Origin of the sequence: Natronolimnobius sp. AArcel1, assembly GCF_011043775.1 — an archaeon.
Taxonomy (GTDB): domain Archaea; phylum Halobacteriota; class Halobacteria; order Halobacteriales; family Natrialbaceae; genus Natronolimnobius.
This window is the reverse complement of the sequence record NZ_JAAKXY010000001.1, coordinates 446,565-459,410: the sequence shown is the minus strand read 5'-3', so window position 1 is coordinate 459,410 and position 12,846 is coordinate 446,565. Positions and strand designations below refer to the sequence as shown.

Genomic DNA, 12,846 nt, shown 5'->3' with positions numbered 1-12,846 from the left:
CGTGTCGAACCCAGCGCTGACACAGCGAACCGAGAGAGTGACTCGAGCGGGAACAGTTAGCGTGCGAAGATCTGTTCTCGCAGTCCACCCTCGGCGCTGTCGAACGATGCCCACAGCAAGAGTGCGGGCGGGAGTGCCACGATGGACGCGACGAACGAGTAGAACACGCTCAGCGCCATCAGCATCCCGAAGTCCCCGAGAACGGGCGTGATCGCGAGCGCGAGCGCACCTGTCCCGAGCGATGTCGTGAGCATGCTGCCAGTGAGTGCGCCGCCGGTTCCCGACAGCGTCGTGGTGAGTGCTCCGACTGGGTCGCCGTTGGCGTTGTACTCGTCGATGAACCGCGCGGTGGTGTGGACGGTGTATGCGATTCCGAGGCCGATCGAAATCGCGAGGATGGTTGCTGTCAACGCGTTCAACGGCATGCCGAGCAGTCTCATTGTCCCGATAAGGAACGCGACTGCAATCGCAATCGGGAACAGGTTGACGATGCCGAGCAACGGTCGGCGCTCGAGAATCGCGTAGATGACGACGAGGAAGACAGCAGAGAGCACGAGCGCGAGGATAAGTCCATCAATCGCGGATTCGAAGATCATCCCCGTAATCGCGTCGAAGATGACGATCTGGCCGGTCGCCGTCGCCGAGTAGTGGAAGTCCTCAGCGAAGGCCGTGCCGTCCTCAGCGGCGTCCTCTTGGGTTGCTTCGGTGTCTATGACGTACTCGATCTGTGCGCCACGACGGTCGTCCGTGAGGTATTGTTCGGCCTCGGGACCGGCCGGCGATGCGAACAGTTCGTCATAGATCCGGTCGAGATTGCGATCCGGAACCCCGTTCCCGCTGCGGTCATTGCGATCGACGAGTTCGGCGAACTCCTCGTCTTGGGCTGCGTACGACTGGATCACCGTAATGATACTCTGCTCGTCGGCTTCGCCACCCGGGGCAACGGCCAAGCTACTCGGTGGATCGTCGTTCGCCCGATCAAGGGCCTCGAGAGCGTGTTCCTCCTCGAACGGCCCTTCGACGAATATCGTTACGGTCTCATCCTGGTTGGCGTCGAAACGATCCTCGAGGATGTTGATCGTCTGCGTGAAGGTGTACTCCCCGGGGGCGAACGGTTCGGGGATGTGGTCGACGTACCACGCCTCCTCTTCAGGTGGGAGGAAGTCTTCCTCGTCGAAGGAGGTGTCGACGCCCGTGCCGTAGGCACCCATTGCTGCGCCGCTAACCAGAATCACGACGACGAACGCTGTTGGCGCGTACTGACTGGCTTTCACAGGAAGTGTCAATATGTTTCCAAGTGAGGAGTCTTCCGAGGCGATTGGTGTCGAGTTGAACTCCGGGACGCCATACCGTTCGCGCAGGTCATCGACAAGAAGCTTCATCGACGGCAAGAGGATGCCGAAGATGAGGAACGTAAACACCATCCCGATGCCCGATGCGATTCCCATGTTTTGAATCGGCTCGAGATCTGAGACAACGTTTGCCCCGAAGCCAAAGACCGATGTCACCGTCACGATGATAAAGGCGATCATCAACTGGTTGTTCGCAGTTCGCATCGCCGTCAGGGGTTCATACCCCTGGACAGTCTCTTCGCGATAGCGGTTGATGATGTGGATCCCGAAGTCGACGCCGACTGCTAACAACAGGACGGGGACGGCGATCAGTTGCTGATCGAACGGAATGCCTGCATAGCCGAGGAATCCGAACGTCCAGACGACGGTCAACAACAGGGAGAACAGCCCGAGGCTGAGATCGATCGGATCCCGATAGGCTGCGATAAGGAATGCCAACATGAGCAAGACGACGATTGGCATCACGATCGCGAGCGAGTCGACGATCACGTTCTCGAACTCATCGAACATCACACCCTCACCAAAGACGACAATGTCTGCCGACTCGTCTTCGGCGATTGACTCGACCTCGAGTTGAATATCGGTCAGATCTTCTTCGCCGAACTCCTCGGGAACGTCGTGTGAGACGACAGTAATTGACGCCGAGGCAGCGGGCTCTCCCTCGTTGAAGTCGTCTGCGAGCAGTCCCGCAAATTCCGGTTCCTCGCCAAGTGCGCGGACCGTCTCTCTGACCTCTCGGTCTGTTGTGCTCTCGAGGACCTGGCGCTGTTCGGTTGGCGTTTGTGCGTCCTCATCGATCGCTTCGGCGACGGTCGGACCAGGTCCGCTTGCAGACTCCATGCGGAGGTCGGACTGGTCGTCTATTGCCTCGAGAACGGTGACGCTGGCAAGTAACTCTTCGCGGGTGAGCACGTCCGAACTCGTGTGAATGAGTTGTGTGCTCTCACCGTCGGTCGTAAACGGGCCAGTGAACTCCTCTTCGATCGCGTCGTAGGCTTGTTGTTCTGCTAAGTCCTCTGTGAACGCGTCGGTCGCATCGGTCTCGGTCTCGATAAGTGGTATTCCGGCTGCAAACACGGCTGTCAGCACCAGAAAGACCATCACGACTGTCTTCGGACGGGAGACGATCGTCTCGTTGAGACGCTCGGTCGCCCGCTCGATTCGCTCACTGAGGTCCGTCATTTATCTCCTCTGAAAGATGTATGCGCCTGCACCGAGACTGAGAAGCGTTACCGTTGCAATCGCACCAATCGGCAGGCCACCGCCGCCTTCGGTGACGTCGATCGCCACTCGAGTCGTATCGGACAGTTGGCTCGTGCCGGATGCATCATCGTATCGGAAGTCGAATGAGATCGGATACGTTTTCTCAGCCGCGTCATCACCCGCTTCCAACTGGAACGTCATCGTCACGGTTTCGCCCGGCTCGAGTTCTTGAACGAACGCCTCGTCATCGTTGCTGTCGAGTGGATCGCTGGCAAACAGGCTCGCTTCGACGTCTGTGACCGTTTCGTCGAGGTTGTTCGTCACGTCGACAGTGATCTGTTCTTCGTCGCCAGCGGTAAGCTCACGATCGAGAACATCGACCTCAAACTCGTCCCGCTGTTCGTTTACCGTCGTGACGACCTCGAGATCCTCGTACAGTCGCTGTTCGAAGTCAGCAGTCCGGTACTGCACACCGACGTCGATTGTCCTGTCGATTGGCTCGGCTTCGCTACTGACATCAAGTGGCATGCTGAACGCCTCGGATTCGCCCGGCTCGAGCGAGCCAACAGCGATGCTCGGTTCGATTGGGATTACCGTCTGTGAGTCGTCTGTGTACTGGACGACGACGTTTTCTGCTTTGCTCGGCCCGTCGTTCGTGACGACGCCGTACAGATAGCCGTCTTCGCCAACGTGCAGGGACGAGTCGACATCGTCGATGCTGAATTGCTGTTCTGCAAGCGGCGTCACACCCGTAGTCGGGCTTTCATCTGCGCGTTGGAGTCCGTCCGGCGTCTCGAACGAGACGGTGCCGTCAAGCATGTAATACCGTTCTGACGTTCCCGGCATCACTGAGACATCGTATTTTACCGGTGCCGTCTCATTCGGCTCGAGTTCGTCGATCATCGCGGTATCCTGTTCTGTGGTCGTTTCCTGTTCCAGATCGCCAAACAGGAACCCGCTGCTCATCGACTCGAGGGCAACGTTGACGTTCGAAGCGGTTTCGTTGCCGGTGTTTTTCACATCGGCCGTTAGCGTTCCTGAGTCGCCAATCTGTGCGTCGGTCGAGACATCGACGATGTCGAATCGCGCATCGTCGTCGACGACGACATCGATCGTCATCGAGTCCGTTTCGGAGTCTTCGTAGACGCTACTCCCCGAGGTTGTGCGCCACGTGTACGAATAGGACACATCGAGGTCGATCGAGTACGTGCCAGCGTCAATGTCATCGGGCACGTCCAGTGCGAGTTGGGCACCGTCGTTTGGTTGTCCATCCGGAACGGAGCCAACCGCCATCGTTCCGCTTTTGACGGTCAGTGGTGTGTCATCTGCATCGGCCTCGACTTCGACGTTTCGCGCCGTCGTCACGGCGTCGCGCGACTCGTCGGTCCCGCGCTCGAACTCGCCATCGTTCGTGATGACGAGGGGGACTTCATTGGTCTCGCCGGGCTGCACAATTGGGCTCGGGACGTGAACATCGAGGTCCGGTTCGCCGTGCGCTGGCGGTGGGCTCGAGCCTTGCATTTGAGACATTGCCATCTGCTCGCCCATCTCGAGGCCTTCCTCGTACGCCGCTTCCTCAATTTCATCGGGATCAAGTTCTTCACCGTCGTCTCCATTTTCATCATCATCAGCGGCTACCGTTCCAACGCCGCCAGCGAACACGCCGGAGGTGACTAACAGCAAGACCATCACGACAGTACCGGTCGACCTGAGCGTCATACGACACCCTCCACAGGCTGTACGCGCAGGATCCGTCGCTGTCCGGTCAGTGATTCACCACTCGTCGTGTCAGCCGTTTCTCTCGTAAAATTTGGGTTAGCGACTACGATCGTCATACACCAGACTGTGAATAGAAAAATAAAAAAGGTTTCTATTCATGAGTTTCTATTGAGGCACGAGAACAGATGCCAATCGACCGGCCACAATGGGGTAGGGAACGGATAGCAGGAACTCGAGGTGCTCTGGTGGGACGCTCGAGTGTAGCCGCTCATACTACTGGACAACAGTCAGTGAAGAGTTTCGACCGAATGGGCGGTCGAAACTCTGTAACTCGTTTTGTCAGGCAGTATCAACTGGAGATGGATCGAGTGCAACCGTCCCGGAATGGACGCCGATATCCGCCGGCGCTAGTTCGAGTCAGCGTCGACGACCGTTGTGCCCCCACTCCGAAGGGACGCATTGATTTACGACCACCACGCAACGACACCAACCACAAGTAAATGAAGGGATTCAGCGACGATGAACGGGAACGAATTAGAGCCGACCTGATCGAGTCGGGCCGAGCGTTATTTATCCAGTTCGGGTTAGAGCGAACTCGCATCAAAGACATCACCGAGGAAGTCGATATCGGAACGAGTACATTCTATCGGTTTTTCGATTCGAAGGAACACCTCTACACGGAAGTCCTCTACAGAGAAATCGATCGATTCACAACGGAACTCGAGGGGAAAATTACGGCTGAATCTGACCCGCGCGAACAGGTTCGCGTCGCGCTCACACAGTCGTTCGAGGAAGTGGAGTCGAATCCGATTATAAAGAACCTCATCATCGAAGACGAGGTCAGGACGCTCCAAACACAGTTGTCGGAAGAAAAACGACGGGAGGTCTCCGCCGAGTTCGAGAACGTCTTTGTGGCAACGGACGAGTGGGTCGAGCTAGAGACGTTCAAATACGACGATCCGACAGTCGTCAACGAGTTCTTTCGAACCCTCGCTTTCAGTACTCGATACAAAGATGTGCACTCTCGAGAGACGTCACCCGGGTATCCTGAAATCAGAGACGAGTTGATCGATACGATTGTTGACGGCCTGTTCGACGACTCCGGCTGATCGGTGTTTGCCAACTCAGTCGCCGGTGACCGGATCGCGCGCCCAGAACTCGCTGTCCTTCTTCAATTTGGGCACCCACGTATCGTCGGTCTTCGACAGGAGCGCGACGCGAGACGGCGGCACACCTTTGACCTCGCTAAACTCGGGCATGTACTCCCCAACTGCCTCTGCGAACGCCATGACCTCCTCGTGGTCAGGCATCGATGAGCGGTCGAGACGGCCTCGAGAGTGGCCGACGTGCATGTACGCTTTGAGTTCGATGAAATCGGGATCGGCTAGGTCGTAGAAGCCGGCGTACCAGTCGGGGTGGTGCATGTTCTCGCCGTTGACGAGCGTCGTCCGCAGGACGGTTCGGGTGTCATCTTTCTCTCGCAGGACAGCCATCGTCTCGAGCAGGCGGTCCCAGGCGTCGTCATCGACGGCTTTGACGACCTGATCGAACGTGTGGCGCTCGGGGGCGTCGACGCTGACATACAGCTGGGTGGGATTGCACTCTCGGAGCACATCCGGGTTCGTGCCGTTCGAGACGAGAAAGGTCGTGATATCGCGCTCGTGGAACGCCTCGAGTAGTTCGGGGAGATACGGGTAGAGCGTCGGTTCACCGTCGAGTGAGATGGCAACGTGACGTGGCTCCATGGCCTCCTCGAAGCGTTCGCGGGGGACCTCATCGTTGCCGCCAAAGCCAGAGAGCAGTTTCTTCTGTAACTCGAGGGAGGCGTCGGCGACGGCGTCGGGGTCGTCCCACTCGACGTCGTCCAGTTCGTAGGCGTGGCCTCGGTGGTCGCGCCAGCAGAAGACGCAGCGTTCGTTGCACTTGACGACTGGTGTCATCTGGATGCAGCGGTGTGACTCGATGCCGTACCAGATGTTTTTGTAACACCGTCCTTCGCCTCGGAGTGCGTTGGCCGTCCAGCCACAGGTCTGGGCGGCCGTGTGGTTCTCGCTGTGGTAGTCAGGCGAATCAACCTGATTCGGCCCTGCGTCAGAATCGCTCATTAGCGGGTGACTAGCCCCCGACGACAAAAACCTCCACGTTCGAGCGCCCGTGGTCGGCGAGTGCGCGCAGGCACCGGTTTCGACAGTGTAGCCGGTGCGTACCTGCCGTCAGGTCGCCTGTAGACCGTGACAGACGCCGACTAACAATGGTTGACAACCTCGCTATCCAAGCGCGTGATCAGTCCGTGTATCAGACAGGACACGAGAAACGAAATCGATCAGGTAGGGTACAGACACCGGGGCACGTCGTAATGCGGGCAAGCAGACCGCACCTGCGTGGACGATGACGGAGCTTGGTCATCTTCCACGGACGCTGTGGTGTACCGGGAAGTACTACGTCAAAAAGAAAACCGAGACCGAGACGGTTGGGTCAGTCGATCCCGCGCTGTTCGAACAGGTACTCTCCCAGTACGACGAGGATGTCGTGTTCGTTCACGCAGGGCTGAGCGATGTTTCGGATGCGTTCGAGACGGACCCCTACGAGTTCCTGTTTGATACGCTCACCTCGCAGTTTGAATCGGTGCTTGTGCCGGGGTTCACTCCCTCGTTTCGCGATACTGGCGTGTACGACAAACGCGAATCGGTCCCCCAAATCGGCGCGTTCTCGCGCTGTTTTCTCAAGGATGCACAGTACCGAACGGACGATGCAATCCACTCGATTCTGGTCCATGGCTCATACCGCTTTGACGATTGCGACCATCACAAGACGTTCGGCGCGGACGGTTGTTTCGCGAAACTCGATGCGGACAACGTGCTCGTGGTGAACGTCGGTACGCCGTGGTTAATCAGTACGCAACTGCACTACATCGAGATGGCCTCGAATCCACCCTACGCCGAACTCGCCGATACGACCGGCGAAATCCGCTACGCCGACGGCGAACGCGAACAGATTACCCAGACGAGTTTCGATAAGAACGAGTACGTCTATTACTGGAACCGCGAAAAGATCCGCGAAGACGCCAAAGCGGCCGGCGTCCTTGAGCATCACTCGCTCAACGGACTCACTGTAATGGCGTTTCGGACCAACGACCTCGCACAGTTCCTCGAGCCGAAACTCGAGGCGGATCCGTACTATCTGGTCCAGTAGTGGCTATTTGTGGGGTAGTTCGCCCGGTTCTGCAGCCTCGTCGGATTCGCTCGAGACCTCGCGTTCGAACGTATAGAGGACAATCCCAGTGTTTGCGGTCATGATGACGCCGGTCGTTGGCACCGTCGCGAACAGATAGAGACCAACACCGAGGGCGAAGGCGCCGCCGGAAAGCGTTGCCCAGAGAATCGGGCGCGAGACCTCTCGTCGCGTCGCGTCCCGGTAGGTCCAGCCAATGAGTCCAGCCGACACCACCACACCGAAGATGCCGACGAGGACTGCTGTGAGGTCCATACCTGACGATACGCCTGCCCGCGCAAAAGCGTTCTGTGAGCGCCCGACTCCATCGCCACGCGGTAACTCCGTAGTAACTCGAGGGATGAACGTCAACGTTTTTGAGGGTGTTCGCTGTCTATTCCGGCATGTTCGATGGGATCGGATCAATCGACGACGTCAACAGCGTCGGCAGTCCGAACGACATTCGCTACGGGATGGGGGCAACAGCCGAACTCGAGAGCTACGCGGCCGCGGAAGGCCTCGAGTCAGTACTGCTCGTCACAGACGAAGGCGTTCTCGAGGCCGGCGCAGCCGACCCAGTGATCGACGCGCTCGAGGATGCGGGCCTCGAGGTGTCGATTTACGATGGCGTCCAACCGGAGCCGAAACTTGCGCTCGCGGAGGCAGCGGCCGCGCAACTCGAGCAGACGGGCGCAGACGCTGTGGTGGGAATCGGCGGCGGAAGCAGTCTCGATACGGCGAAACTCGCCTCAGCGCTCGCTGCACACGACGAGCCGGTTCGCGAGATGCTCGGGATGGGGAACGTCCCAGGTCCCGGCCGACCAACCATCTTGCTGCCGACGACGGCGGGGACGGGCAGCGAGGTCACGCACATCGGTGTTTTCGCGGACGGGGAAGACGACGGCAACAAGAAAGTCGTCTACTCCACGCACCTCTATGCCGATCTGGCACTCATCGACCCTGAACTGACGCGCTCGCTCCCGCCAGGCGTCGCGGCCGCGACCGGCATGGACGCACTCACCCACGCCATCGAGGCCTACACCTCGACGCTGCGGACGCCCTACACCGACGGCCTTGCCCGCCACGCCATCGAACTCACTGGCGAGCACCTCCGCGAAGCGGTCCATCAGGGCGAGCACAACGACGACGCCCGCTACGGCATGAGCCTCGCGGCGATGCTCGGCGGCCAGGCGTTCGTTAACTCCGGGCTCGGGGCCGTCCACGCGCTCACCTACCCGCTTGGTACCGAGTGCGGCCTCGGCCACGGGCTAGCAAACGCCGTCCTCCTGCCCCACGTCATCGAGTACAACGTCCCCGCCGAACCCGAGCGTTTCGCCGACGTTGCAACCTTGCTTGGCGTTCCCGAGCGCGACGACGAGACGACCCTCGAGCGCGCCCACCGATGCGTCGACGCGGTCAAAGCGCTCAACGACGATATCGGCATTCCGAACCAGATCCGCAACCTCGAGGCCGACGTCGACGAGTCGCAGTTCGACGCCTTCGCAGACATTGCACTCGAGCACTCCCAGCATAACATCGACCGGAACCCACGCCGGATGGACAAAGAAGATATTATCGACGTCTTCGAGCTGGCGTACTGACGGTTCCGACTCGAGTGCTATTCACTCATGGCGTTCCCGAACGCGATCGAGCACTGCCAGCGTTCCGTCAGCGTGTGGCTCCTCGAGTACTTCATCCGCGGCGGCTTTCGCATCTGGATCGGCGTTCGAAACCGCGAAACTGCGGCCGGCGACCGCGAAGGATGAGACGTCGTTGATCGAATCGCCGACAGCGACCGCGTTCTCGAGGTCGAAACCAACGTGGTCAGCGATAACTTCGACGCCGTCGCCCTTGTTCGGGTCGGCGTCTTTGACGTGGTAGGCGTAGCCGGTGTCGATCACGTCTAACCCATAGTCGGCGGCGATTTCACGAAGTGGTTCGATGGGTTGCTCGAGATTGATTGCGATTTCAGTTTCGCGCCAGCGGTTGACGGTGTCTTCCTCGCCCCAGCCCAACTCGTAGCCGGCGGCGCGGTACGCTTCGGCGACGGCCTGAGCAGCGTCGCGGTCGGCAGTGAAGTAGACGTCGTCGCCGGTGTAGACGACGCCGCCGTTTTCGGCGACGACGAATTCCGGCACGCCCGCGAAGTGACAGAGTGCAACGGGGTAGGGAAAGGCCTTCCCGGTGGCGATTACGACGGGGGCGTCCCACTCGCGGATCGGGTCAAAAATGCGCGGATCGATGCCCCAGCCGTCGGGGCGAGTCAGCGTGCCGTCGATGTCGAGGATGAGCGGCGGATCGTCGGCCGTGGCCATACACTCGAGTGGTTGCTCGAGCGCCTAAAGCGGTCGGTTCGCGGCAGCGGTTCGGTCCCGATCTGATCCGTCCGAAAACCTATCGGTGCAAGGAACGAGCAGCCATGATGTCAGTGTGTTAGAAACGAGAGCGCGTACTCGTATTTGTCCTCGGAATCGTCGTCGGGTTCTGCCAGGACAACGGTCGGCAGCTCTCCTTCCACGTAATCCGACTCGATTGTCATCCACAGGAAGTCATCGCGTTCGCTACCCGTTTCGACGCCGCTCTCGCGTGGCCCTCGTTCCCGAGAACTGAACGCGTTGGAATCGGTACGCGGATGGATGGTGAAGTGTCGAAAGTAGTGTGCAACATCAACAGCCCACTCGTAGGCAGTCGTCGGTTCGAGCAGTTTTCGGTCGACTACCTCCTGTACGAGGTCGTTGTGTCGGAGCAGTACGAGGTTCTCGAGGAAGGACAACTCTGTTCGGAGCGGGTTGAAGATTCGATCGACGGCCAGCGAGTCGTACAGTTGTTCCGAGAGCGACTGTTTCGTTTCTATCAGCACGAACACGTCGTTCGGTCCCACGTCCGTTGTGGATGCAGTGAGTCGGTCATCGAGGCGATCAGCGATCTGGAAACTATGCAGGTGCGGATCGGCAGCGGCGTGATCCCGGAAGATGAGTATCGAATCTCCTGCAGTCACGCCGGTCTCAACGTCGAACAACTGATCGACGAGTTCATTTGGCGTTTCGTACCGTTTGACGGTCCCATGTACTGATTGCCGGTGATCCGCTTGGGTCGAACAGTAGACCACGATGTTGGGGGCGCTCCCATCTTCGGTCCACGTTCCGATCGAGGAGCGTACGTGACGGGAATTCGTATTGCTATTGATGATGTGAACCGTATCTTCTGTGTCGAGCATCGATTCCGTTGTCGAACCCGGACGCAAGTCTCCAGACTCGAGTCGGACCTCCGTATCGATGCCGACCGTCGTGCTGTAGATCGTCGATTCGGATTGCCCGGACCGGTTCTCAGCAGCCGTCTCGGCCGACTGAAAGTTGAGTTCAGTTGTGACCATCTCTCGAGTCGTCCATAAAAACTGTTATGACATGCTGTGTGATCCCTCTCGCGAGGGGGACACTCTCCGGTTCTGAAGCTGCTCTCGAGTTGACAGCGATTTACGTTCGCTGGCGCCTCATACTACCGACAGAAGTCACTACGAAATCATAAGGATTATGCTCGGAGTTCATAGTTTCTCCCGTAACGAACCGACACGCAGTGTCGATGGATGGGCTTCAAATTTTGCGGGTGGCAACGATACTCTCTATCAGTCACGAATTCGTGGCCGCCTCCGGCGGCGACGGCCGCAGCGGAGCGAGCGATCCTCACGTCGGTCTGTCTGGAAGTATCAGAATTATGCATTTTCTTGAGCCCAGCCACGCGAGCGTTCGACGGCGTCGCTCCAACGGTCGTACTTCCGGTCGGCACGAGTCCGGTTCATCGTCGGCTCGAACTCCCGGTCGACGCGCCAGTTGTTGCGCAGTTCTTCGAGGTCATCCCAGTAGCCAACGGCGAGGCCGGCGGCGTAGGCCGATCCGAGCGCGGTCGTCTCGTCGACGATGGGGCGGACAATCTCCGAGCCGATGATGTCAGACTGGAGCTGACAGAGGAAGTTGTTCTTGACCGCGCCGCCGTCGACTTTCAGCGAGGACATCTCGATGCCCGAATCGGCCTCCATCGCTTCGGCCACGTCGCGCGTCTGGTAGGCAATCGACTCGAGCGTCGCTCGAACGATGTGTTCCTTACCAGTGCCGCGAGTCATCCCGACGATAGTGCCGCGGGCGCGCTGATCCCAGTGGGGTGCGCCAAGGCCAGTAAAGGCCGGGACGACGTAGACGCCGTCCGTCGAGTCGACGCTGCGGGCAAGTTCTGCGGTTTCAGTGGGATCGTCGATCAGGTCGACGTCCTCGAGCCACTCGATGGCTGCGCCGGTGACGAAAATCGCGCCCTCGAGGGCGTACTGGACGTCCTCGCCGGAGCGTTGGAAACCGATGGTCGTCAACAGGCCGTGATCGGACGTGACGGCCTCGTTGCCGGTGTTCATCAGGAAGAAGGAACCGGTGCCGTAGGTGTTCTTCGCGTCGCCAGCATCGAAGCAGGTCTGACCGAACAGCGCCGCCTGCTGGTCGCCGAGTGCGCCCGCGACGGGAATTTCGGCCTCGAGGAAGCCCTCGGGATCGGTCGTGCCGTAGGTGTCCTCGTCGCTCGAGGGCCGAACCTCAGGGAGCATCGCCTCGGGAATCGAAAACTCCTCGAGTAACTCGTCGTCCCACTCGAGGTCGTGGATATTGTACAGCATCGTTCGCGAGGCGTTCGTGACCTCGGTGATGTGCTCGCCGGTAAGGTTGTAGATCAGCCAGCTATCGATGGTGCCAAAGAGCACGTCGCCGTCCTCTGCGCGGTCGCGAACGTCTGCTGGCCGCGCGCGCTCCATCTTGATCGGGTCGCCTTCTTCTAAGAGCCACTCGGCTTTCGTCGCCGCGAAATAAGCGTCAGCCTCGAGGCCGGTCTTCTCTCGAATCTCCTCGACTTTGCCCTCTTCCTCGAGTTCTTCCACGCGTTCGGTTGTCCGCCGATCCTGCCAGACGATGGCGTTGTGGACTGGTTTGCCGGTATCTGCGTCCCACAGCACCGTCGTTTCACGCTGATTGGTCACGCCGATGGCCTCGAGTTGCTCGGGGCTGATGCCGGCCTGGCCGAGCGCCTGGGTCGTGACGGCTTTGGTGTTCTCCCAGATCTCCATTGCGTCGTGTTCGACCCAACCGGGTTCCGGGTAGTACTGTTCGTGCTTTTCGTAGGCGTTCGCGATGACCGTCCCGCTGTGGTCGAAGATGATGAATCGCGTGCCGGTCGTTCCCTGATCAATCGCGCCAACGTAGGTGTTTGCTGTCATGAGTGTCTCCCTGCGATCACGCATTATCTTTACTGCTAATTGCGTGGCGTTAGTAAACAAAAGGGACAATCAGTATAAAATTTGCTGTGCGAGTCCAGTGATACCGAGTCACAC

The 12,846-nt window shown here is 59.2% G+C and carries 10 protein-coding genes; 3 read left to right on the top strand and 7 right to left on the bottom strand.

Annotated features, from left to right (window positions below; translation table 11 throughout):
* Nucleotides 1-56 precede the first annotated feature (56 nt).
* A complete protein-coding gene (locus G6M89_RS02135) occupies nucleotides 57-2,534 on the bottom strand; it encodes an RND family transporter (RefSeq protein WP_165160147.1) in 2,478 nt (825 codons plus the stop codon).
* On the bottom strand, nucleotides 2,535-4,274 hold the full coding sequence (locus tag G6M89_RS02130) for a COG1361 S-layer family protein (RefSeq protein WP_165160146.1): 1,740 nt from the start codon (nucleotides 4,272-4,274) through the stop codon (nucleotides 2,535-2,537).
* Between the two features lie 500 nt (nucleotides 4,275-4,774).
* Here G6M89_RS02130 and G6M89_RS02125 point away from each other — a divergent pair, with 500 nt between their 5' ends.
* Nucleotides 4,775-5,383: a TetR/AcrR family transcriptional regulator gene (locus G6M89_RS02125; protein WP_165160145.1), complete on the top strand. Its 609-nt coding sequence runs from the start codon at nucleotides 4,775-4,777 to the stop codon at nucleotides 5,381-5,383.
* A gap of 15 nt (nucleotides 5,384-5,398) precedes the next feature.
* Here the strand turns inward: G6M89_RS02125 and twy1 are convergent, their stop codons facing one another.
* Nucleotides 5,399-6,379: a 4-demethylwyosine synthase TYW1 gene (gene twy1 / locus G6M89_RS02120; protein ID WP_165160144.1), complete on the bottom strand. Its 981-nt coding sequence runs from the start codon at nucleotides 6,377-6,379 to the stop codon at nucleotides 5,399-5,401.
* A gap of 283 nt (nucleotides 6,380-6,662) precedes the next feature.
* On the opposite strand from twy1, the gene G6M89_RS02115 reads away from it, so the two are divergent.
* A complete protein-coding gene (locus G6M89_RS02115) occupies nucleotides 6,663-7,466 on the top strand; it encodes an AAC(3) family N-acetyltransferase (protein WP_165160143.1) in 804 nt (267 codons plus the stop codon).
* 3 nt (nucleotides 7,467-7,469) lie between these two features.
* On the opposite strand, the gene G6M89_RS02110 is transcribed toward G6M89_RS02115, so the two are convergent.
* Nucleotides 7,470-7,760 (bottom strand): hypothetical protein, encoded by a 291-nt coding sequence (locus tag G6M89_RS02110; RefSeq protein WP_165160142.1) that lies wholly within the window; start codon nucleotides 7,758-7,760, stop codon nucleotides 7,470-7,472.
* A 128-nt stretch (nucleotides 7,761-7,888) separates the two neighbouring features.
* On the opposite strand from G6M89_RS02110, the gene G6M89_RS02105 reads away from it, so the two are divergent.
* Nucleotides 7,889-9,085: an iron-containing alcohol dehydrogenase gene (locus G6M89_RS02105; protein ID WP_165160141.1), complete on the top strand. Its 1,197-nt coding sequence runs from the start codon at nucleotides 7,889-7,891 to the stop codon at nucleotides 9,083-9,085.
* 21 nt (nucleotides 9,086-9,106) lie between these two features.
* On the opposite strand, the gene G6M89_RS02100 is transcribed toward G6M89_RS02105, so the two are convergent.
* The 3 genes from G6M89_RS02100 to glpK all read right to left on the bottom strand — a co-directional run bounded on the left by G6M89_RS02100 (nucleotide 9,107) and on the right by glpK (nucleotide 12,732).
* Nucleotides 9,107-9,799: an HAD-IIB family hydrolase gene (locus G6M89_RS02100; RefSeq protein ID WP_165160140.1), complete on the bottom strand. Its 693-nt coding sequence runs from the start codon at nucleotides 9,797-9,799 to the stop codon at nucleotides 9,107-9,109.
* Between the two features lie 110 nt (nucleotides 9,800-9,909).
* The gene (locus tag G6M89_RS02095; protein WP_165160139.1) at nucleotides 9,910-10,857 is read right to left on the bottom strand and encodes a hypothetical protein; all 948 of its coding nucleotides are present in this window, start codon (nucleotides 10,855-10,857) and stop codon (nucleotides 9,910-9,912) included.
* A 336-nt stretch (nucleotides 10,858-11,193) separates the two neighbouring features.
* Nucleotides 11,194-12,732 (bottom strand): glycerol kinase GlpK, encoded by a 1,539-nt coding sequence (gene glpK / locus G6M89_RS02090; protein ID WP_165160138.1) that lies wholly within the window; start codon nucleotides 12,730-12,732, stop codon nucleotides 11,194-11,196.
* Nucleotides 12,733-12,846 lie beyond the last annotated feature (114 nt).